This is a genomic window from Chitinophaga fulva (assembly GCF_012927205.1).
GTDB classification, from domain to species: Bacteria; Bacteroidota; Bacteroidia; order Chitinophagales; family Chitinophagaceae; genus Chitinophaga; species Chitinophaga fulva.
Window position 1 is genome coordinate 1,726,896 of record NZ_JABBGC010000001.1, and the last position, 21,756, is coordinate 1,748,651.

Annotated in this window: 18 protein-coding genes; 15 read left to right on the forward strand and 3 right to left on the reverse strand. The window is 48.8% G+C overall.

The genetic code is table 11. The annotated features are described in order from the left end of the window. Positions 1 to 6: 6 nt before the first annotated feature. From surE to lpxB, 3 genes are read left to right on the forward strand one after another with little or no spacing between them, the layout of a single operon-like run. Positions 7 to 783 carry a 5'/3'-nucleotidase SurE gene (gene surE / locus HHL17_RS07260; RefSeq protein ID WP_169224087.1) on the forward strand — a complete coding sequence of 259 codons (777 nt, stop codon included), beginning with the start codon at positions 7 to 9 and terminating at the stop codon, positions 781 to 783. 33 nt (positions 784 to 816) lie between these two features. Next, positions 817 to 1,119: a hypothetical protein gene (locus HHL17_RS07265; RefSeq protein ID WP_169224088.1), complete on the forward strand. Its 303-nt coding sequence runs from the start codon at positions 817 to 819 to the stop codon at positions 1,117 to 1,119. A gap of 18 nt (positions 1,120 to 1,137) precedes the next feature. Further along, positions 1,138 to 2,244, forward strand: a complete 1,107-nt coding sequence (lpxB, locus tag HHL17_RS07270) for a lipid-A-disaccharide synthase (protein WP_169224089.1) — start codon at positions 1,138 to 1,140, stop codon at positions 2,242 to 2,244. 32 nt (positions 2,245 to 2,276) lie between these two features. On the opposite strand, the gene HHL17_RS07275 is transcribed toward lpxB, so the two are convergent. Next, positions 2,277 to 2,447: a DUF6728 family protein gene (locus HHL17_RS07275; RefSeq protein ID WP_168870085.1), complete on the reverse strand. Its 171-nt coding sequence runs from the start codon at positions 2,445 to 2,447 to the stop codon at positions 2,277 to 2,279. Between the two features lie 108 nt (positions 2,448 to 2,555). Here HHL17_RS07275 and HHL17_RS07280 point away from each other — a divergent pair, with 108 nt between their 5' ends. The 7 genes from HHL17_RS07280 (at position 2,556) to HHL17_RS07310 (ending at position 13,185) form a co-directional block, all read left to right on the forward strand. Beyond that, positions 2,556 to 5,111, forward strand: coding sequence for a beta-mannosidase (locus HHL17_RS07280; protein ID WP_317166528.1), 2,556 nt, complete (start codon positions 2,556 to 2,558; stop codon positions 5,109 to 5,111). 2 nt (positions 5,112 to 5,113) lie between these two features. Next, positions 5,114 to 6,553, forward strand: a complete 1,440-nt coding sequence (locus HHL17_RS07285; protein ID WP_169224090.1) for an alpha-L-fucosidase — start codon at positions 5,114 to 5,116, stop codon at positions 6,551 to 6,553. Between the two features lie 110 nt (positions 6,554 to 6,663). Further along, the gene (locus HHL17_RS07290) at positions 6,664 to 7,440 is read left to right on the forward strand and encodes a response regulator transcription factor (RefSeq protein WP_169224091.1); all 777 of its coding nucleotides are present in this window, start codon (positions 6,664 to 6,666) and stop codon (positions 7,438 to 7,440) included. Between the two features lie 60 nt (positions 7,441 to 7,500). Further along, complete coding sequence (locus HHL17_RS07295; protein ID WP_169224092.1) at positions 7,501 to 9,750, forward strand: RelA/SpoT family protein; 2,250 nt, start codon at positions 7,501 to 7,503, stop codon at positions 9,748 to 9,750. A 306-nt stretch (positions 9,751 to 10,056) separates the two neighbouring features. Then, entirely contained in the window at positions 10,057 to 11,328 is a 1,272-nt protein-coding gene (locus HHL17_RS07300) for an adenylosuccinate synthase (RefSeq protein ID WP_169224093.1), read from the forward strand. Between the two features lie 93 nt (positions 11,329 to 11,421). Beyond that, positions 11,422 to 11,871, forward strand: coding sequence for a hypothetical protein (locus HHL17_RS07305; RefSeq protein ID WP_169224094.1), 450 nt, complete (start codon positions 11,422 to 11,424; stop codon positions 11,869 to 11,871). Between the two features lie 72 nt (positions 11,872 to 11,943). Next, on the forward strand, positions 11,944 to 13,185 hold the full coding sequence (locus HHL17_RS07310; RefSeq protein WP_169224095.1) for an anthranilate synthase component I family protein: 1,242 nt from the start codon (positions 11,944 to 11,946) through the stop codon (positions 13,183 to 13,185). Here HHL17_RS07310 and HHL17_RS07315 read toward each other — a convergent pair. Next, positions 13,174 to 14,085, reverse strand: a complete 912-nt coding sequence (locus HHL17_RS07315) for a TIGR01777 family oxidoreductase (RefSeq protein ID WP_169224096.1) — start codon at positions 14,083 to 14,085, stop codon at positions 13,174 to 13,176. The two genes, HHL17_RS07310 and HHL17_RS07315, sit on opposite strands and share 12 nt — an antisense overlap. Positions 14,086 to 14,280: 195 nt before the next feature. Here HHL17_RS07315 and HHL17_RS07320 point away from each other — a divergent pair, with 195 nt between their 5' ends. The 5 genes from HHL17_RS07320 to HHL17_RS07340 all read left to right on the forward strand — a co-directional run bounded on the left by HHL17_RS07320 (position 14,281) and on the right by HHL17_RS07340 (position 20,316). Beyond that, complete coding sequence (locus HHL17_RS07320) at positions 14,281 to 15,807, forward strand: hypothetical protein (RefSeq protein WP_169224097.1); 1,527 nt, start codon at positions 14,281 to 14,283, stop codon at positions 15,805 to 15,807. A 15-nt stretch (positions 15,808 to 15,822) separates the two neighbouring features. Next, the gene (locus tag HHL17_RS07325) at positions 15,823 to 16,800 is read left to right on the forward strand and encodes a hypothetical protein (RefSeq protein ID WP_169224098.1); all 978 of its coding nucleotides are present in this window, start codon (positions 15,823 to 15,825) and stop codon (positions 16,798 to 16,800) included. Positions 16,801 to 16,989: 189 nt separating this feature from the next. Further along, positions 16,990 to 17,682 carry a phosphoribosylformylglycinamidine synthase subunit PurQ gene (gene purQ / locus HHL17_RS07330; protein ID WP_169224099.1) on the forward strand — a complete coding sequence of 231 codons (693 nt, stop codon included), beginning with the start codon at positions 16,990 to 16,992 and terminating at the stop codon, positions 17,680 to 17,682. Positions 17,683 to 17,723: 41 nt separating this feature from the next. Then, positions 17,724 to 18,179 carry a protein-disulfide reductase DsbD domain-containing protein gene (locus HHL17_RS07335; protein ID WP_169224100.1) on the forward strand — a complete coding sequence of 152 codons (456 nt, stop codon included), beginning with the start codon at positions 17,724 to 17,726 and terminating at the stop codon, positions 18,177 to 18,179. A 103-nt stretch (positions 18,180 to 18,282) separates the two neighbouring features. After that, positions 18,283 to 20,316, forward strand: a complete 2,034-nt coding sequence (locus HHL17_RS07340; RefSeq protein ID WP_169224101.1) for a protein-disulfide reductase DsbD family protein — start codon at positions 18,283 to 18,285, stop codon at positions 20,314 to 20,316. Positions 20,317 to 20,386: 70 nt separating this feature from the next. Here HHL17_RS07340 and hisS read toward each other — a convergent pair whose 3' ends face one another. Continuing rightward, positions 20,387 to 21,736 (reverse strand): histidine--tRNA ligase, encoded by a 1,350-nt coding sequence (gene hisS, locus HHL17_RS07345; RefSeq protein ID WP_169224102.1) that lies wholly within the window; start codon positions 21,734 to 21,736, stop codon positions 20,387 to 20,389. Positions 21,737 to 21,756: the final 20 nt, after the last annotated feature.

The window sequence follows — 21,756 nt, forward strand, 5'->3', positions numbered from 1 at the left end:
TGAAATATGGAAAAACAGGAGCGCATCATATTAGTAACGAACGACGACGGTATAACGGCGCCGGGTATACGGGCTTTGATTGAAGCAGTGCGGCCGTTGGGAAAGGTAGTGGTGGTAGCACCGGACAGCCCGCAGTCGGGCATGGGGCATGCCATTACAATAGGTGTACCTTTGCGTTTGAACCAGGTTAATATTTTTGAAGATATAGAAGCGTGGCAATGTTCCGGTACTCCGGTAGATTGTGTGAAGCTGGCGAGAGACAAAATACTGCATCGTAAACCGGATATCTGCGTAAGCGGTATCAATCACGGTGCTAATCACTCCATCAACGTGATCTATTCCGGCACCATGTCAGCAGCCATGGAAGCGGCCATCGAGGGTATTCCCTCTGCTGGCTTTTCCTTCCTGGAATACAGCTATGATGCCGATTTTTCACTACCCGCCAAAGTAGCCCGTGAGGTGACAGAGCGTATGCTGGCTGCTAACCTGCCAGCCGGAAGCCTGTTCAACGTGAATATTCCGGTGGTAGAAGAAAAAGACTTTAGAGGACTGCGCCTTTGCCGGCAGGCAGATGCCAAGTGGGTAGAGGAATTCGACGAACGCCGCGATCCGCATGGTAAAAAATACTACTGGCTCACCGGGCAGTTCAAAAACAGGGACGTAGGAGAAGATACGGATGTATGGGCACTGGAAAACAACTATGCGTCTATGGTGCCGGTACAATTTGACCTGACCAACTATAAGCTGATGAAACAGCTGGAAGAATCCTGGAAGGATCTCTAAGAACAACGGCAATATCGCCACTATTATAACCTTATGTTGAAAAAAGACAATCTTTCGTTAGGAATTGTACTGGGGCTGCTGACTCCCCTGGTAGCATTTTTCCTGTATTACTTTTTCCTTATCAGACCCCATAACAACATAGGGCTGGGACAGTTTTTTAATATCCTGAAAGACAACCGGCAAATGATTCCTAAAATAGTGAGTATCTGTCTGTTGTTGAATGGATTAGTCTTTTTTCTGTATACCAGGACCCGGAAGGATATTACCGCCAAAGGCATCTTTCTGGTGACAATGCTGTATGCTATTGTCATCTTGTTACTTAAACTGATCAGATAATTTTTAATAAACACCAGATTGAAATATTACATTATAGCAGGAGAGGCATCAGGGGATCTGCATGGCAGTAACCTGGTGAAGCAGATGAAGCAGCTGGACACCACAGCGGATATACGGGGATGGGGAGGCGATATGATGGAAGCCGCAGGTGTGAATGTGGTGAAACACTACAAAGAACTGGCCTTCATGGGATTTGTGGAAGTGGTGATGAACCTCCGCACGATCCTGCGTAATATGGAGGTGTGTAAAAAAGACATCGCCGCTTTTAAACCGGATGTGCTGGTGCTGGTGGATTATCCCGGCTTTAACATGCGTATTGCCGAATGGGCCAAACAGCAGGGCATCAAAATAGTGTATTATATCTCTCCGCAGGTATGGGCCTGGAAGGAAAGCCGCGTAAAAAAGCTCAAGCGCGATGTGGATAAGATGCTGTGCATTCTGCCGTTTGAGCAGGATTTTTACCGTAAATGGAACTACGAAACGGAATATGTAGGCCATCCGCTGGTGGAGGTGATCAAGGCGGCCAAGGAAGAACCGGCCGACACGCCACTGTCTGACAAGCCCATTGTAGCTGTGCTACCCGGCAGCCGTAAACAGGAGGTGAGCGTAAAACTGCCGATCATGCTCACCATGGCCAAACATTTCCCGGAATACCAGTTTATTGTGGCGCAGGCGCCCAGCCTCGACGACCATTTCCTGGAAAGCCTCACCGGACAACACCCCAATGTGTCCATGGTGAAAGGCAAAACCTACAAGCTGCTGCGGCAGGCCAAAGCAGCCCTCGTTACCTCCGGTACTGCCACACTGGAAACAGCGCTTTTCGGTGTGCCTGAAGTGGTGTGTTACAAAGGCAATCCTATCTCTTATTTCTTCGCTAAAAGACTGATCAAAGTAAAATACATCTCATTGGTCAACCTCATCATGGACCGGCTGGTGGTGAAAGAACTGATCCAGCACGATCTTACAGAAGAAAATCTGTTGAAAGAACTGACCAGCCTGCTGAAAGATGATAAGGCCCGTCGGCACCTGATGACTGACTACGCAGAACTGTGGCATAAGCTCGGCGAAAGAGACGCCAGCAGAAGGGCCGCGGAAGTAATCGTTAACTATGCTAAAAGTAAATAGTCAAATGACAAAATAACTAAATCGTAAATGATTTAGTGTCTTCTTATCAGCCTCACAATCATTACGATCAGGGCAATCAGAAAAAGAATAATCGAGATGCGGTTCATGCCATGCATCATCGCTACATAACGTGTTTTAGGCGCGTTAGGGTCCCCTTTGCCAATATAGAAGTATCTTAATATTTGTTGCCAGAAACGTTTCATGTACCAAAGATCGGAAATCAATATTATTTTTGAAGCTGGCTGAAAAATCAAGATATGAAATATATGAGATGGGGTCGATGGCTGGTATCGATCTTTTTTTTGACCTGCGTGACTAAATCGATTTATGCAGCGGGAACAGTTACAGACACGCTGGTTTCCGGGTGGGAGTTCTCCCGCGTGGATGAAGGCGTATGGCGTCCTGCCACTGTGCCCGGCACAGTGCATACCGATCTGCTGGCCCTGCATATGATACCCGACCCGTTTGTAGGGTCCAACGAAAAAGCAGTGCAGTGGGTGGACAAGAAAGACTGGCAGTACCGGAAAAAATGGAAACTGTCGGCTGCTGACCTGCAATACGATGTGCTGGAGCTGGATTTCAAAGGACTGGACACCTATGCATCTGTATATGTGAACGGTCAACTGGTGCTGCAATCAGCCAATATGTTCGTGGAGCAGGTAATCAATGTAAAACGCTGGCTGCGCGAAGGGGACAATGAGGTTCGGGTACTCTTCGAAAGCCCCATCAAACACGATATACCGCAGTTTCTGAAAGATCAGGTGATCTATCCTGCCGGCAATGATGCCAGCGATATACCCCTGAGCATCTATGCCCGTAAAGCGCCTTATCACTACGGCTGGGACTGGGGCCCGCGCCTCGTCACCTCTGGTATATGGAGACCGGTACTGCTGAAAAAATGGAATAAAGCAGTTATCCGCGATGTGTGGTGGCAACAGCAACAACTGAATATTGCCAGCGCTACGCTGAATGCGGTCGCTACCATCGAAGCCGCAACCCCCGGCACTTACAGTCTCAAACTGACTACCCAACTCGGAAGCTACAATAAGGTAATCACTACCAAAGTAACGCTGAAACAAGGCAGCAATACGGTGCACGCGCCGGTGCAGATCCGCCAGCCGCAGCTGTGGTGGCCCGTCGGACAGGGAAGTCCTACCTGTTATGTAATGACTGCCGAATTGCTGGATAATGCTGTCTCCATTGATAAAGATCAACAGCCGGTAGGACTGCGAACTATCGAAATTATTAATCAGCCGGACAGCCTGGGAGAGAGTTTTTACGTGAAAGTCAATGGTCGCCCGGTTTTCATGAAAGGGGCCAACTATATCCCGCAGGACAATTTCCTGCCAAGGGTGTCTGCATCTACATACAAACACTTGTTTGATGACATGCGTACCAGTCATTTTAACATGGTACGCGTATGGGGTGGTGGCGTTTATGAAGATGATCTTTTTTATTCACTGGCAGATGCTTACGGTATCCTGGTATGGCAGGACTTTATGTTTGCCTGTACGTTGTACCCGTCTGATACGGCTTTCCTGAACAACGTGAAAGCAGAGGCCGCCAGCAACATCAGAAGATTGCGCAAACACCCGTCACTGGCGTTGTGGTGTGGCAACAATGAAGTGGCCGTAGCGATTAAAAACTGGGGCTGGCAGAGTGGTTATGCTTATACCGATGCACAATGGGCCAGTCTGCAACGGGGATATGACGAGTTGTTTAAAAACGTATTGCCCGCTGTAGTAAAAGAAAATGACCCGGGCCGTTTTTACTTTCATTCTTCCCCTATCAGCAACTGGGGTAAGAAAGAAGATTTTACCAAAGGGGATAATCACTATTGGGGCGTATGGCATGGCATGGAATGGTTTGAAGCGTTTAACACGCACATTCCGCGGTTCATGAGTGAATACGGGTTCCAGTCATTCCCTGAAATGGCCACCATCGATAGTTTTGCGACCAAAGCAGATTATGATATTTACTCCAATGTGATGCAGTCGCACCAGAAAAGCCCTGCCAAAGGCAATACGGCTATCCGTACTTATATGCTGCATTATTATCAGGCGCCGAAAGACTTCCCGTCTTTCGTTTATCTGAGCCAGGTGTTGCAGGCGGAAGGCATGAAAGTGGCTATTGAAGCGCATCGCAGAGCGATGCCGTATTGTATGGGTACTTTGTACTGGCAGTTGAATGACTGCTGGCCTGGTCCGTCATGGTCTGGCCGCGACTACTACGGTCGCTGGAAAGCGCTGCAATACTATGTAAAAGACGCTTTTAATCCTTTGCTGATATCCGGTGTTGTGGAAAATAACCAGTTGAATGTATGGGCTGTTTCTGACGAAACCCGCAACCGTAAAGCGGAAGTGGAGCTGGTAGCCATTGATCTGGCGGGCAACCCGGTATGGAAACAAACCCTGTCCGGTGTGGAGATTTCCGCCAATACCAGTAAGAAAATCTTTACAGTAGATACAGCGGCTATCCTGAAGGGAAGGAATCCTGCTGAGGTAATATGCTATGCACAACTGCGAATTGACAATAAGATTGTCAACCGTAATATCTTTTATTTTGCCCCGGCGAAGGATATGTTGTTGGAAAAGCCAGTTTTCACAACTACAGTGGAACATAAGGTGTTCATAGATCCGCCGTCCGTATACCGTGACAGAGTGTTGCTGACTATCCGGGCAGACAAGCTTGCCAGGAATGTTTATTTACAGTTGAATAATGCAGCCCCGGATGAGCGGTTTGATCAGAATTACTTTGACCTGTTGCCTGGTGAAACCAGGACTGTCTGGTTACGATCCACGCGCGATGTAGAGCAGATCAAAGCGGCGTTGACAATTACCTCTTTGGTAGATACTTATAAAAATTGACTATGAGAAAATTATGGATGGCATTGGGTTGTGTGTGGCTCGCGGTAAATGCGGTCAGTGCGCAAACAGAAGAACCGCCGTATGTACCGGAGACAGATCCGGTGGTGGTCCAGAAGCTGGACGAGTGGCAGGACTGGAAATTCGGAATGATTATTCACTGGGGACCTTATTCCCAGTGGGGCGTAGTGGAGTCCTGGAGTATCTGTCCGGAAGATGAAGAATGGATAGGGCGTAAATACCCTAAGATGCCCTATTTCGAATACCTGCAAAAGTACCAGGCTTTGGGTAAAACCTTTAATCCTACTGCTTTTGCACCGGAGAAATGGGCTAAAGCCGCTAAGGAAGCCGGTATGAAATACCTGGTGTTTACCACCAAACATCATGATGGTTACTGTATGTTCGATACCAAACAGACAGATTACCGGGTGACCGCGCCAGACGTGGCTTTCAGTAAAAATCCGCGGGCTAATATTGCGAAAGAGGTGTTTGAAGCGTTCCGTAAGGAAGGTATTCATGCAGGCGCTTATTTTTCCAAACCAGACTGGCATTCTGATGCTTACTGGTGGAATTATTTCCCGCCCCGTGACCGTAATGTGAACTATGACGTGAAAAAATATCCTGAAAGATGGAACCAATTCAAGCAGTATACTTATAATCAGATCGAGGAGCTGATGACGGGTTACGGTAAACTGGAAATCCTTTGGCTGGATGGCGGCTGGGTAAGGCCTTTGAAGCAGCAGACCAAAGAATCCCTGTCATGGAGCAAAACCCTGCCACAGGACCAGGATATCGATATGGGCCGCATCACTAAGATGGCGCGCAGCCATCAGCCGGGGCTGATTGTGGTAGACCGCAGCGTGCATGGTCCGTATGAAAACTACCGCACCCCTGAGCAGCAGATCCCGGAGAAGCCATTGGCTTATCCATGGGAGACCTGTATGACGATGGCCAATTCCTGGTCTTATGTGCCGGATGATAAATACAAGCCCGTTGGTAAGCTTATCCACAATCTGGTGGATATCGTGGCCAAGGGCGGCAACTACCTGCTGAATGTGGGCCCTGGTCCGGATGGAGAGCTGCATAAAGAGGCTTATACCACCATGAAAGGTATCGGTGACTGGATGAAAGTGAACAGTGCTGCTATTTATGGTACCCGGGCTATAGCGCCGTATAAGGATGGTAAAGTGTGTTTCACCCGGAAGAAGGACGGCAGTGTGTATGCTATTTACCTGCTGGACGAGCAGGAGCGACTGCCCGCCACGATTGTTTTTAAAGGGCTGAAACCAGCCAGAGGGGCATCTTTACAGTTGCTGGGCGGTTCCGGTAAACTAATGTGGAAAACCGAAGGGGACACTGTTACCGTACATATCCCTGAAAAGCTTCGGCAACAGGCCTGGAACCACGCAGTCGCTATTCGCATAAGTGCTGTGGATAAAATGTGAAAATGATGTGAATTAGTGTTAATTTGTAGTGAATAATAAAAACAGGCAGCCAATAACCCAAGGCCGCCTGTTTTTTGTTTTATAGGTAGATATGTCCAAAAAGGTTGATTATGAACATGCAAACCCAAGTGAATAAGAACCCCCGGATTTTGTTGGCGGAGGATGATAAGGTACTGGGCGAAATCGTCAAAAAAAACCTGGAAAGCATCGGTTATCAGGTAGAGCACTGTATGGACGGGGAAGACGCGTGGGAGGAGTTCCAGCGTAAACGATATGATATGCTGCTGGTGGATATTGTGATGCCCCGGAAAAACGGCTTTCAGCTGGCCCGCGACGTACGCAGCAAAAATACACTGGTGCCGATCTTCTTCCTTTCTGCCGAAAAAACGATGGACGCTGACAGGCTCGACGGATTTAAGCTGGGCGCAGACGGCTACATCGTAAAACCTTTCAGTCTCCTGGAGCTGCAAAGAAGGGTGAAGGCCTTCCTCAAATGGACCCGCCCCCCCAAAAGTGAACTGCTGATCGGCCACGTGGTGGGCGACCATACGTTCAACTATCGCAAAATGAAGGTATATCCCCAGGACAGCCAGACCGCCTATGTGGCAACGTTTTCCCCCACAGAAGCCAAGCTGCTGCGCTATTTCTTCAATCGCCCCAATGTAATTATCAAAAAAGATGAATTGCTGATGAAGCTCTGGGGACGTGACGACGTCACCTCCAGCCGCAGCATGGACGTATTTATCGGAAAGATCCGTAAACAGATAAAGCTCGAACCCCGGCTCAACCTGGAAACGATCTTTAACGTTGGCATGCGCCTCAATGTCCCTAAAGACCTCCCTCTGCAAAAGATCACCATTCCGATCACCAATCAGGCAAAACAATAGCTGTGGCCCTTTTGGCCCCCTGTTTCTTTCAGATTATATTAAATCGTAACTTTAGGCCCAATGGAAACAGCGGCAGTTCAAAAATATAATCTAGACGAAGAGCAGGAGAAAAAGGAAATCGTCCGGCATTACCGCGCCTTGTTAAGGGCGCTTAAACCCCGTCTGAAAAAAGGCGACAGGGAGCTGGTACGTACTGCTTTTGAAATGGCAGCGGATGCCCATAAGGAAATGCGCCGTAAATCAGGTGAACCTTATATCCTGCATCCCCTCGCCGTGGCACAGATATGTGTGGAAGAAATCGGACTGGGCGTACGCTCAGCTATCTGTGCCTTGTTACACGATACCGTGGAAGATACGGAAGTGACCCTGGAAGACGTGTCCCGCGAATTTGGCAATGAAATCGCCCATATCGTGGACGGTCTCACCAAAATATCCACCGTCATCGATTCCAATACCAGTACCGCACAAGCGGAAAACTTCAAGAAAATACTCCTGACCCTGGCAGATGACCCCAGGGTGATCCTGATCAAACTGGCCGACAGGTTGCATAACATGCGTACCCTCGACAGCATGAGCCGGGAAAAACAGTTGAAAATAGCCTCCGAAACGGTGTTTATCTACGCTCCGCTGGCACACCGCCTCGGATTGTACAACATCAAGTCCGAGATGGAAGACCTGGCCATGAAATACACGGAGCAACAAACCTACCGTGAAATAGCCCGGCGCCTGAAGGAAACCAAGCGTGAACGCACCCGCTACATCAACGAATTTATCAAGCCTATCAAGGAAGTGTTGCAGGAGGAAGGATTTACCTTCGAGATCTACGGTCGCCCGAAGTCCATCCATTCTATCCACAATAAAATCAAAACAAAAGGCGTAGCCTTTGAAGAGGTATACGACCTGTTCGCGATCCGCATCATCCTGGATTCCCCGCTGGACAAGGAAAAAGCTGACTGCTGGAAGGTATATTCCATCATCACCGATTTCTACCACCCCAGCCCGGAACGTACACGCGACTGGCTCAGCAACCCGAAATCCAATGGTTACGAAGCCCTGCACGTAACGGTAATGGGCCCACAGGGTAAATGGGTGGAAGTACAGATACGCTCCAAACGCATGAACGACTACGCCGAAAAAGGGGTGGCCGCTCACTGGCGTTATAAGGAAGGGTCCCCAAACCAGCAACAGGAGTCCAAGTTCGACCAATGGTTCACCCAAATACGGGAAATCCTCAGCAACCCGGACTCCAATACGCTCGACTTCCTCGCTGATTTTAAAAGCAATCTCTTTACGGAAGAGATTTATGTTTATACGCCTAAAGGCGACTTGAAAATATTGCCGGTCAATTCTACGGCGCTGGACTTCGCTTATGCGATCCACAGTGCTGTGGGCAACAAATGTATCGGCGCCAAGGTCAACTATAAACTGGTGCCGCTTAGCCATAAACTGCGCAGCGGGGACCAGGTGGAGATCATTACTTCCAACAAACAGAAGCCTTCTGAAGACTGGCTCAACTTTGTGCTGACCGCCAAAGCCAAGTCCAAGATCAAGGACGCCCTGAAGGAAGAAAAAAGAAAAGTGGCCATGGATGGAAAAGCTGCGCTGGAGCGCAAGCTGGACCATCTGAAAGTGACTGCCAGCCAGCACAATATCAATGAGCTGGTACAGTTTTATAAACAACCATCCCCGCTCGACCTGTATTACCAGATCGCAGTGAAAAATATTGACCTGAAAGAGCTGAAACAGTTTACCCTCCTGGGAGACAAGCTGGAGCAGCCTAAGCCGGTCAAACAACCGGAACATGTTCCGGAAGAGCATGTGAAACATCAGATCCCGAACAAAAAAGACGCGGAACTGATCATTTTCGGAGAAAGCTCCGATAAGATTGCCTACAAGCTGGCCAACTGCTGCCGTCCCATCCCCGGCGACGACGTGTTTGGCTTTATTACCGCCAGCGAAGGCCTTAAAATACACCGGACCAACTGTCCCAATGCTGCCCAGCTGCTGGCTAATTATGGCCACCGCGTGGTGAAAACCAAATGGGTCAAAAACAGGGAAATCTCCTTCCTTACCGGTTTGCGGATTATTGGTATGGATGATGTAGGCGTTATCCACAAAATCACCAATATTATCTCCGGTGAACTGAAAGTCAATATCTCTGCACTCAGCATCGAATCCAAGGAAGGGCTGTTTGAAGGCCTGATCAAGGTATATGTGCATGATAAGGAGGAACTGGACGAACTGGTGGACCGGCTCAAGAGACTGGATGGTATCCAGTCAGTACAACGACTCGAAGAATCGCAATTATAGGCGCGCTAAGCGTTCGCGCAAAGCGCACGAAGAGAGCAAAGCAGCCAGGAAAATAATAAAATAATTTTTAATATTTTCCTGGCTGCTTCTTTGTTTATTCTTCGCGTCTTTGGTGCTTAGCGCCTTTGCGTGCAACATCACGTGAGGTCAGGTAAAACAAGGATCTTCGCAGGGAGCAGGCATCGTCCTTTGTGCTCTTTGCGGGTCTCTTCGCGCTCTTTGCGAGAGAAATTTGATTTTGTGGTATTTCAGCGTAATTTTGCCACTTCTTTTAAAAGCAACCTCCGATAATTAATTAAAATCATTATGGTAGACGTTTTGTTAGGCCTGCAATGGGGCGACGAAGGCAAAGGTAAAATTGTGGACTATTTTGCCGGCAGGTACGACGTGATTGCCCGTTTCCAGGGTGGACCAAATGCTGGCCATACCTTGTATGTAAACGGTCAGAAAGTAGTTTTGCGCACCATTCCTTCCGGTGTGTTTCATGATAAAACCATTAACCTGATTGGTAATGGCGTGGTACTGGACCCTGTAGCTTTCAAAAAAGAAAGTGAAGATATCGCTGCCCTGGGCATCGACCTGACAAAAAACCTGTTTATCGCGGAAAAAACGCATATTATCGTTCCTACGCACCGTGCGCTGGACAAGGCTTCCGAGATCTCTAAAGGAAATGATAAAATCGGTTCTACCCTGAAAGGCATCGGTCCCGCATATATGGACAAAACAGGCAGAAACGGCCTGCGTGTGGGTGATGTGATCTCTGCTGATTTTGAAGCACTGTACGCAAAGCTGAAGCAGAAACACCTGCAGATGCTGTCCCAATACAATGTAGAAGGACTGGAAGCGGATATCGAGGCCTGGGAAAAAGAATTCTTTGAGGCGGTGCCTTTCCTGAAAAAAATGAATATCGTTAGCGGCGAATATTTCCTGAATGAGAAACTGAAAGCCGGTAAAAAAGTACTGGCCGAAGGCGCTCAGGGAAGCATGCTGGACGTGGATTTCGGTACTTATCCGTTTGTTACGTCTTCCAATACTATTTCTGCCGGCGTATGTACCGGACTGGGCATTGCTCCGCAATGGATTAAAGAAGTGATTGGTGTGACCAAAGCTTATTGCACCCGCGTTGGTAGCGGTCCTTTCCCTACCGAACTGCATGATGCCACCGGTGAAAAACTGCGTGAAGCCGGCCATGAATTCGGCGCTGTAACCGGCCGTCCCCGCCGTTGTGGCTGGATCGACCTGGTAGCCCTGAACTATACCTGTATGCTGAGCGGCGTTACCCAACTGGTCATGACCAAAAGCGATGTACTGGATGAATTTGATGAAGTACTCGCCTGCACTGCCTATAATATCGATGGCCAACAGACCAAACAATTGCCTTTCCAGCTCAATGGACTGGAGGTGACCCCGGTATGGGAAACCTTCAACGGATGGAGCGAAAAGACTGCTACCTGCAAGCAGTTCAACGAGTTACCTTCAGAGATGAAAACTTTTGTGGAAGCAGTAGATAACTATCTGGGCGTTCCCGTGAAATACGTTTCCAACGGGCCGGGACGCGATCAGATACTGGAGCGCTAAACCTCAAAAATTAAGGAAAAAAAACGGCAAAAAAAATTTGGCTAATCAAAAAAACTGTTAAAACTTTACGGCAAAGAAATAAGTGAACCTATTATGAAATCAAAATCTGATAAAGAGAAAGAGACGAAAAAAACTACTTCTCCTAAGACTGCAAAAGACGCTCCTAAAGCTGCGGCCAAGCCTAAGAAAGAGGTGGATGAAGATGATGAGGAGGACGAGGATGAAGAGGAAACTACATCTAAGAAAACCTCAAAGAAATCAGATAAGTCAGCTTCCAAATCCAAACGTAAAGACGATGACGATGAGGAGGATGACGACGATGATGATATGGACGATGTCGATGACGCGTGGGAAAAGGGCGAGGACGAAGACTACGATCCGGACTTTGAAGAGTTTGACATGCCTAAGTCAAAAGGTAAACGCGGCCGCCCTGCTGGTGGTGGCAAGAAAACTGATGACGACGATGACCTGGGCATCGACGACGAGTTCAAGGACATGGACCTGTTCAATGACCGCTTTGATGACGACGATGACGATTTTTAAGGATTAAAAGCGATTAGTATCAGAATATTTCACACTTTTCCGGTCAACGATCAGAAAGTATTTAAACAACGAATGTTGAATTGGGCTAACCAGTTCAACATTTGTTGTTTATTGGATAACAATAACTATCCATCCGCTTATCATCGTTTTGAAGCCCTGCTGGCCGCAGATGCGCTGCAAACACTGGAGGCCGCCGCCGGTAACGCCTTCCCCGCGCTGGAGCAATTCTATGCCACCCATCGCGACTGGCTCTTTGGCCACCTTGCCTACGACCTCAAAAACGAAACAGCCCCGGGCCTGCGCTCTGAAAATCCCGATGGTACCGGATTCCCGGATATGCACTTCTTTCAGCCCCGGGTCATCATTCTCCTGAAAAACAATCAAGCCCATATCGGCGGAATTAATTTCTCCATCGAAGATGCTATGGCCGTTTACCAGGACTGTCTTCGTATGCCCGTTACCGTTAATGCGCCGTCAGCGCCCCGGTTGACCGCCCTTCAGGCCCGCCTGGACCATGACCGCTACATCAATGCCGTGAAAGGCATACAAGCACATATCCTGCGAGGCGACTGCTACGAGGTCAACTTCTGCCGTGAAAACTTCATGGAAAACGTCAGCGTTTATCCGCCTGCGTTATTCTCGCAGCTGAATGCCTCGTCACCCGCACCATTTGCGGCCTACTACCGTTTACAGGACCGTTACCTGATCAGCTCCAGCCCCGAAAGATACCTGCAGAAAACAGGCAACACCGTCATCTCCCAACCTATCAAAGGCACCAGCAGAAAAGATACTGACCCGGCATTGGACAGCGCGCTGCAGGAAGCGCTGCGTAACAATCCCAAAGAAAGGGCGGAAAATATCATGGTGGTGGACCTCGTACGTAATGACTTATCGCATACTGCTTTACGGGGCAGCGTACACGTAAAAGAACTGTGCGGTATCTACTCTTTTGCACAGGTACATCAGATGATTTCTACCGTGGCGGCGGAAACGGCCCCTGGTACCCTGTTGACCGACATTCTGAAACATACGTTCCCTATGGGTTCCATGACCGGCGCCCCCAAAATCCGCGTCATGCAGCTGATAGAAGAATATGAGCAAAGCCGCCGTGGGCTCTATTCCGGCGCAGTAGGGTATATTACACCGGAAGGTGACTTTGATTTCAACGTGGTAATCCGCAGTATTATCTATAATGACACACGGCAATACCTGTCTTTTCAGACCGGCTCCGCTATTACCTTCTACAGCGATCCTGAATTGGAATGGGAAGAATGCCTGCTCAAAGCAGCTGCCATGGTACGGTTATTTGAATAGTTGCTCCATGGCTTCGCCGATAGTGGGGTAGGAGAACTGAAAACCGGTGTTTTGTATTTTCTGGGAAGAGGCGTTCACACTTTTTAATACTTCAATGCTCATTTCCCCCAGCGCCAGCTTCAGGGCAAAGGCCGGCACATAGCTGGTAATGAAGCTGTTGCCTTTGGCGGCATGCGCCATGGCAAGCACCAGCTCTTTATGCCGTACGGGATGCGGTGCTACGGCATTATAGGTGCCTTCCAGGGGCTCGTTCACAATGGCATTAAAATATAATCTCACCAGGTCCTGTATATGAATCCAGCTGATGTATTGGTCGCCGGACCCTAGTACCGTGGCAAAGCCAAACTTCAGCGGCTTATAGAATTCCTTCAGGGCGCCGCCTTCCCGGCTCAACGCAATGCCGGTACGAAAAATTACCAGCTTCTTGCCTAGTGCCGCTACCGGCGCAATGCTTTGTTCCCAGGCCAGCGTGGTGCTGCCAAGGAAGTCGGTCGCCGGTGGGTCTGTTTCGATAAAGGCACGCCCCTTCGTTTCCCCGTAATATCCGGTGGCGGAAGCGCTGATTACTTTTCTGATTTTATTGGGAAAGGTTTGCAGGGTTTTAACGATCAGTTCACTGCTTTGGGTACGGCTCTCCAGTATTTCCTGCTTCCGGGCTGCTGTCCACCGTTTCTCTGCTACATTGGCGCCTGCCAGATGGACGATATAATCGGCCTCCTGCAGGGCATTAATATCCAGTGTTTGATTGTCCACGTCCCAGGCGGCGTAACGGACAGCTGTATTGCTGCCTTTCTCCGGTTTCCTGGTGAGGATGATCACTTTATAGCCACGCTCCAATAGCAGCCGGGTTAGTGCCGTTCCTACCAGTCCCGTACCACCGGTTATCATAACGGTTTCCATCAGGTATATCTCTTTAAAAATATTTTATTAAAAATACACAATAAATCCCGCCTTTTGGTATTTAAGTAAAGACGCGGTTTACATCGTGTAAATTGCCGTATTAATTTCTGATTTTTAGTGTAAGTTTGGAAATGACGCGGCTGTTCGTGTCATCTACCATTTTCATCATCAGCATTATTGAAATTACATTAGAGTATGCACACGCTATACCGCATCCAACTGTTACTGATGCTGCTCTTCGCTGGCAGCGCAGCAGTAGCGCAGAAAATCTCCTATTCCGAACCAGAAAAAGATGATTACAAAAGTACCGAATTTGAAATCATAGGTAAGGTGGGCGGCAATATACTCGTCTATAAAACTGACCGGGGCGACTATTCCGTGTCTGTTTATGATGCTGATATGCAACTGAAAGACCGGATAAAACTGGACTTCCTGCCCAGGAAAGTGATCAGCATGGACTTCGTGGCCTATCCCGACAAAGTGCTGATGATCTACCAGTTCCAGCGTAAAGACGCGGTGTTCAGCTTCTGCGCCACCATGACGCCCGAAGCCCGGTTCAACGATGCGCCGGTAATGATAGACTCTACCCGTATCGGCATGTACTCCAAGGAAAACAAAGTGTATTCTATGGAGGTGTCTGAAGACAAACGCCGTATCCTCGTTTATAAAATCAACCAGGATAAGGAAGATAACAACGTATTCTATACTTTCCTGTACGACAGCGCCATGACGCTGGTCAACAACAGCCGTCTGTCACTGCCGATGTCCGGCCGGAAACAGTTCCTCAGCAATTTCAGCCTGACCAATGAAGGCGATCTGGTGTTCAATAAACTGGAACGTACATCTAACCGGGATTATGTGGTAAGTGGCAATTTTGTGATGAAACGTGCGCTGGTAGATAGTTTTGAGGTATCGCCCCTGTCTTTCAAAGGCCAGCTCCTCGATGAAGTGAAAATGAAGCTGGACAACAACCGGCATACAGCCCTGATCACCGCTTTCTACTATAAACAGAAGCGGGGCAATGTGGAAGGCATGTACCTGTACAAGTACGATTATCAGAACAACAAGCCGCTCTACGAAAAATCAGTGGTGTTTTCCAATGAGCTGAAGATGAATGCCCGCGGGGAATCCAACACCGCCAGTGCTTTTAATGATTATTTCATCCGCAAGGTCATCAATACCGCCAACGGCGGATTTTTGCTGACTGCGGAATCGTTTTATACCTCTTCCCGCTATCAGCCGTGGAACCGCTGGAACTATATGTACGGCGCCCCTTATGGCGGTATGTATTATTCCCCTTACTACTACTCTCCTTATTCTCCGTGGTATTACAACCCGTGGTACTGGAACAATTCACAGGGAGTACGCTATCATTACGATAACGTGGCTGTTCTGTCTTTCGATGAAGAAGGCAATATGCAGTGGAACAACTTTGTCCGCAAAAGCCAGTACGATGATAATGCAGACCTGTACCTGTCTTACCTGATGGTGAACATCGGCAGTGAGCTGCGTTTTCTGTACAATGAGCTGGACAGGCGCAGTTATCTGCTGACAGACGCAAGCCTGGCCCCGGGTGGAAAGGTAACCCGTATGCCTACCCTGCGCAATCTGGACAAGGGTTTTACCTGGATGCCCCGGTACGGAAAACAAATCAGTGCCCGGACGGTGTTGGTTCCGTGTGTATATAGAAACTATATTTGCTTTGCTAAAATTGACTTTTAATCACACCTTTGCACTGTGATACGATTTTTCCGTTCAGGCAATCCGCTTACGGTATTGCTCTTGCTGATATACACATTACTGGTTAAGTTCTATTATCTGATACATCCTGCCGCACATATGGCGGATGGGTCTGAAGGCCTTTTGTATAGCCTGCTGGTCAAATGGCTGCAGGTGCTCACCGGTGGCAGTCCTTTTGTATTTACCGCGTTGGCGGTGATGCTGATCCTGTTGCAGTCTTTGCTGCTGACGAAGGTCATCAATCATCACCGGTTGTTTCCGAAGCCTACTTATCTGCCGGCGATGTGTTACCTCTTGTTTACGTCCCTGTTACAAAGCTGGAATGTTTTCTCTCCGGCGTTGCTGGTGAATGTGATCATGCTGTGGGTGTTTTCCAGTATAACGGAACTGTACACACGGACTTCGGCGCGTGATGTGGTGTTTAACATCGGTTTTGCCCTTGGTATGTGTGGATTGATTTATTTCCCTTCCATTATTTTCTGCCTGTTGCTGCTGGTGAGTATGCTGATTATGCGTGCCTTCCGGCTGGCAGAGTGGATTATTGCCATTCTGGGGCTTATCTGTCCGATATACCTGATGGGTACTTACCTGTTTTTGACGAACCAGATGACCCTGCTGCGGCAGATTCCCAACATAGGGCTGTCGCTGCCGCTGATCACTGATTATAAAGTATGGGGGGCGATGATTGCCTGCCTGTTGTTCTTTGTGCTGGGCTGGCTGCTGTTGCAGCGTCCGCTGATGAAAATGCTGATCCAGGGCCGTAAAATATGGGCGGTGTTGATTGTATATGTGGCGGTGGCCATGCTGGTGCCTTTCTTCAATGTACATTTCTCTCCTGCATATTGGGTGCTGGCGGTTTTGCCCGTAGCGATGTTTGCCGGCAACGTATTCTGGTCTGTTACCAACGAAACCTTCGCCAATGTCATTCACTTCATTGTACTGGGGTATATGATCGTCATGCAATATTTCAGTTAAACCGCTTTTTTAACTAATTGGCTGCCAGTATTTTGTTAAATCAGGATGAGCGGCAATGGAAAATTGCGAATGGAGAAGTAATTTTGTCCTTTCCCGGTGGCTTTGACATAATGGTTTAATATCATGTGAATAAGGAGGGAAAGTCGATTTATAAAATATTATTTACATATAAACACAAAACATTTTCAGATGAAATTTGGTGTTGTCACCTTTCCGGGCTCTAACTGTGATCATGACATGATTGATTCCCTGCGCAACGATCTGGGGCAGGAAGTAATAGAGCTGTGGCACAAGGATAAAGACCTGAGCGCATTCAGCACAACAGATTGTATTGTATTACCGGGTGGTTTTTCCTATGGTGACTACCTGCGTTGCGGCGCCATCGCCAGGTTCAGCCCTATGATGCAGAGCGTGATCGAATTTGCCAACAAAGGCGGTCGTGTGATAGGTGTATGCAACGGTTTCCAGGTATTGTGCGAAGCAGGACTGCTGCCAGGCGTACTGCTGCGTAACCAGAACCAGCAGTTCATCTGCAAAAACGTTTTCCTGAAAAGCGAAAACAACGTGGCTTCCCTCACTAAAGACGTAACCGGTCGCCCGCTGATGATCCCGATTGCCCATGGTGAAGGCCGTTACTATGCTGACGACGCCACTTTGGACGAACTGGAAAGAAACAAACAAATCCTCTTCCGCTACTGCGATGAGTTTGGCAACATTATTGACTCAGCTAACCATAACGGTGCCATCCGTAACATCGCTGGCATCTGTAATAAAGAGAGAAACGTATTTGGGATGATGCCTCACCCGGAAAGAGCTACCAGCAACGCGCTCGGTAACACTGACGGACAGCTGATCCTCCAAAGTTTGATCAACAATAATTAATCAGTTATCAATCAACCAACCAACCAATTAAAAAGAAAAACATGAAAAAATTACTCACAGCACTGGCCCTGTTCGCCCTGCCTATCCTGGCTAGCGCACAGATCGAGAATCCGGTTAAATGGAGCTTTACCGCCAAAAAGGTAAATGCCACCACTTACGAAGTGCATGCTACCGCCACCATCGAAAACGGCTGGCACTTATATGCGCAGGAAGCAGGCGAAGGCCCGGTCCCTACCAGCTTCAAATTCACTAAAAATCCACTGGTAGCTACCGACGGTAAAGTGAAAGAAAATGGTAAACTGCACAAATCTTTCGATAAAAACTTTAACTCCGAGTTGAAATACTACGAGAACAGTGTCAATTTCGTACAAACTGTGACTGTTAAAGGTAAAGCAGCTACCAAAGTGAAAGGTTCCGTAGAGTTCATGGTATGTGACGATCATCAGTGCCTGCCTCCGAAAGAAGTGGAATTTGCGGTAAGTGTGGGAGGAAAATAATTGCACACCATCACCAAAAATATGTCTATACGATGAACGAGTTCCTCCCGGGGGACTCGTTGTCGTTTAATCTACTGTATATTCTTTAAAGCCTATTGACTATATGAAGCATTTGCTTTCATTGCTGATACCGGTCTTCCTGCTATTCACCTTCGGTGCCAACGCGCAAGACCAGAGCCCTAAGCCTGTTAAGTGGGAGTTCTCCGCCGAAAAGAAAAACGACCAGGAATACGTACTCCATGCCAAGGCAACGATAGAAAAAGGAGCGCTGTTGTTTTCCACAACGATGGGCAACGATGACCCGAATACCCGCATTGTTCCCGACAGCGCCACCAAACTTACTTTGGGCACTATTACTGAAAAAGGTAAGCTCTTGCAGCGCAAAGAACCGCTGTTCGACAACCTTGATATTAAATACTTTGAAAACGAAGTTGAGCTGGTAGCCGACATTAAAGGCACGCCTGCTTCCGGTAAAATCAAAGGCAACATCACCTACATGGTGCTGAAAGGAGAAGAAGTGCTCCCCGAAGAAGCTGCTTTTGATGTGGAAGTAGCACCAGCCGCTGCCGGTAACGGCAGCACCGTGGCGCCTGCTGCTGATGGCACTGCCGCTGGCGGTGTGGCAGAAGACGATGCTTCCAACAAATCCCTGATGTGGATATTCCTGGCCAGTTTCGGTGGCGGTTTCATCGCCCTGATCACGCCTTGCGTGTTCTCCATGATCCCCATCACGGTGAGCTTCTTTACCAAACGTAGTGGAACAAGGGCACAGGGCATTAAAAATGCCTTTATATATTCGCTGTCCATCATCGTTATTTATACCCTGCTGGGCTTCCTGATCACCAAAATATTTGGTGCCAGCGCGCTCAACTCCCTTGCGAGCAATGGTATTGCCAACATGATTTTCTTCGTGATCTTCCTGTTGTTTGCCTTCTCGTTCCTGGGAGCGTTTGAGATTTCGCTGCCCAGCTCCTGGGCTAACGTGTCTGACTCCAGGGCTGGCATGGGCAGTTTTATAGGTATCTTCTTTATGGCCCTCACGCTGGCTATCGTATCTTTCTCCTGCACCGGTCCTATCCTGGGCAACCTGCTGGTACTGGCGGCGAAAGGTGGTAACTCCGGCCCGCTGGTGGGCATGTTCGGCTTCTCGCTGGCACTGGCCATTCCTTTCTCGCTGTTTGCACTGTTCCCCGGCCTGCTGAATAAATTGGGCAAATCCGGCGGATGGCTTAACGCGGTGAAGGTTACCCTCGGCTTCGTGGAACTGGCGCTGGCCCTGAAGTTCCTGTCCAATGTGGACATGGCTTACCACTGGAACCTGCTGGACCGTGAGATCTTCCTCGCACTGTGGATCGCGATCTTCGGCCTGCTGACACTGTACCTGATCGGTAAACTGAAATTCAGCCACGACAGCGATGTGCCTTTCCTGACCGTGACCCGCCTCTGCTTCGCGATTGTTACCTTCACTTTCGTGATCTATATGGTCCCGGGCATGTGGGGCGCTCCGCTCAAAGGCATCAGCGGCTTCCTGCCTCATGAAGGCTCACAGGACTTCAACCTGAACAAGTCACTGGTAGATATACAGGCATCGCTGGAAAGCGGTGGTGGCGGCGGTGGTAACACCGGCAGCCATGCCAATGCCATCAAACCGAAAAAACTGGTGGATATCCTGCATTCTGAAATCCCGGGTGTGGAAAACGTATTCTTTGATTACGAAGAAGCACTGGCAGCGGCCAAAGCGGCCAACAAACCGCTGATGCTCGACTTTACCGGTCACACCTGTGTGAACTGCCGTAAGTTCGAAAAATCAGTGCTGTCCAATCCGGCGGTGATGAAGATCCTGCGCAATGATTTCATTGTTGCTTCTCTGTATACCGATGAGAAGACTTCCCTGCCGGAAGCAGAACGGTATGTTTCCAAGTTTGATGGCACCAAGATCAAAGATATTGGTCAGAAAAACCTGGACCTCGAGGCTACTCACTTCAACCGTAATTCCCAGCCGTATTATATTCCGGTAGACCTGACAGGGGCTGCGCTCGTGAATAAAGGCTATGGTTATGACCCGAAGGAAGATGCCAACGCATTTATCGAATACCTGGAAAGTGCGAAAGCTGAATTTGCCAAAAGACAGAAATAAGCAGATTAATTACAGATAAAAAAAAGCGGAGATCATTGATCTCCGCTTTTTTTATGTTGATAAGTGAACATTAAAAGTTGTAATCCGCCAGTTGCGCTGCGTTGATTTTCTCCTGTTGGCCGGTGCTGAAGTTTTTCACAGCTACCAGGCCTTCCTGCAGTTCCGCTTCGCCGAGGATGATCACATAAGGAATGCCTCTTTTATTGGCGTATTTCAGCTGTTTGTCCATTTTGGCGTTCTCGTGGAACAGTTCAGCAGCAATGCCTTTGGCGCGGAGTTGCATCATGTAATTGAAGCAAGCGCGGGCGCTTTCATCCCCGAGGTTCAGGAACAGTACTTTGGTGGATTGCTGTGCTTCCTGTGGGAACAGTTGCAGTTCTTCCAGTACGTCGTAGATGCGGTCAACTCCGAAGGAGATGCCCACGCCGGAGATGCCCTTAAGGCCAAAGAGGCCGGTGAGGTCGTCGTATCGGCCACCGCCGCCGATGCTGCCCATTTTCACGGTGGGTGGCGCTTTTACTTCCACGATCATGCCGGTGTAGTAGTTGAGGCCACGGGCCAGGGTAACGTCGATTTCCGGTGTGGTATTGAAGGTGCCGAAGCCGGAGTTAAGCACATAGGACAGTTCCTCGATGCCTTTGAGGGCAGTAGGGGATGACTGGAGCAGGGTTTTGAGCTGTGCCAGTTTCTCCTCGCTGGTACCGTTGATGGCCAGGAAAGTCTCGATGGTAGCGATATCCGCGTCGGTCAGTCCTCTGGAGGCCAGTTCCTTGCGTACGCCTTCCGCGCCGATCTTATCCAGTTTATCGATAGAAATGGTAATATCTGTGAGCAGTTCGGGTTTGCCGATCACTTCGGCCAGGCCGCTCAGTATTTTACGGTTGTTGATGCGCAGTTCGTAGCCTTGCAGTCCCAGTTTGGTGAGCACGGTGTCGTAGATGAGGAGCAGTTCCACTTCATTGAGGAGGGAGTTGCTGCCTACCACGTCGGCATCACACTGATAGAACTCGCGATAGCGGCCACGCTGGGGTTTATCAGCGCGCCATACCGGTTGCATCTGGTAGCGTTTGAAGGGCAGGGCGAGATCGTTCTGGTTCATGACCACGTACCGGGCAAACGGGATGGTGAGGTCGTACCGGAGCGCTTTTTCAGTGACAGCAGCCACCAGGGATTTATTATCGGTGGCAGCTTGTGCTTTAGGGAATATATCGCCGTTATTGAGTATTTTAAACATGAGTTTATCGCCTTCCTCGCCGTATTTGCCGGTGAGGGTGGAGAGGTTCTCCATAGCGGGTGTTTCGAGTGGCTGGAAGCCGAATACTTCAAATGTTTCGCGGATGGTCCGGAAAATATAGTTACGTTTTCTGACTACAACGGGGCCAAAGTCGCGGGTTCCGTTGGGAATACCGGGTTTTATCATCTTCAAAAAATATTATAGTG

What these genes read in the sequence shown, in the direction of transcription:
- HHL17_RS07305 (WP_169224094.1), top strand. Translation starts at nt 11,422, where the DNA reads ATGAAATCAAAATCTGATAAAGAGAAAGAGACGAAAAAAACTACTTCT.
- HHL17_RS07275 (WP_168870085.1), bottom strand. Translation starts at nt 2,447, where the DNA reads ATGAAACGTTTCTGGCAACAAATATTAAGATACTTCTATATTGGCAAA.
- HHL17_RS07265 (WP_169224088.1), top strand. Translation starts at nt 817, where the DNA reads ATGTTGAAAAAAGACAATCTTTCGTTAGGAATTGTACTGGGGCTGCTG.
- hisS (WP_169224102.1), bottom strand. Translation starts at nt 21,736, where the DNA reads ATGATAAAACCCGGTATTCCCAACGGAACCCGCGACTTTGGCCCCGTT.
- HHL17_RS07290 (WP_169224091.1), top strand. Translation starts at nt 6,664, where the DNA reads ATGAACATGCAAACCCAAGTGAATAAGAACCCCCGGATTTTGTTGGCG.
- HHL17_RS07295 (WP_169224092.1), top strand. Translation starts at nt 7,501, where the DNA reads ATGGAAACAGCGGCAGTTCAAAAATATAATCTAGACGAAGAGCAGGAG.
- HHL17_RS07335 (WP_169224100.1), top strand. Translation starts at nt 17,724, where the DNA reads ATGAAAAAATTACTCACAGCACTGGCCCTGTTCGCCCTGCCTATCCTG.
- HHL17_RS07285 (WP_169224090.1), top strand. Translation starts at nt 5,114, where the DNA reads ATGAGAAAATTATGGATGGCATTGGGTTGTGTGTGGCTCGCGGTAAAT.
- surE (WP_169224087.1), top strand. Translation starts at nt 7, where the DNA reads ATGGAAAAACAGGAGCGCATCATATTAGTAACGAACGACGACGGTATA.
- HHL17_RS07310 (WP_169224095.1), top strand. Translation starts at nt 11,944, where the DNA reads ATGTTGAATTGGGCTAACCAGTTCAACATTTGTTGTTTATTGGATAAC.
- HHL17_RS07340 (WP_169224101.1), top strand. Translation starts at nt 18,283, where the DNA reads ATGAAGCATTTGCTTTCATTGCTGATACCGGTCTTCCTGCTATTCACC.
- purQ (WP_169224099.1), top strand. Translation starts at nt 16,990, where the DNA reads ATGAAATTTGGTGTTGTCACCTTTCCGGGCTCTAACTGTGATCATGAC.
- HHL17_RS07300 (WP_169224093.1), top strand. Translation starts at nt 10,057, where the DNA reads ATGGTAGACGTTTTGTTAGGCCTGCAATGGGGCGACGAAGGCAAAGGT.
- HHL17_RS07315 (WP_169224096.1), bottom strand. Translation starts at nt 14,085, where the DNA reads ATGGAAACCGTTATGATAACCGGTGGTACGGGACTGGTAGGAACGGCA.
- HHL17_RS07320 (WP_169224097.1), top strand. Translation starts at nt 14,281, where the DNA reads ATGCACACGCTATACCGCATCCAACTGTTACTGATGCTGCTCTTCGCT.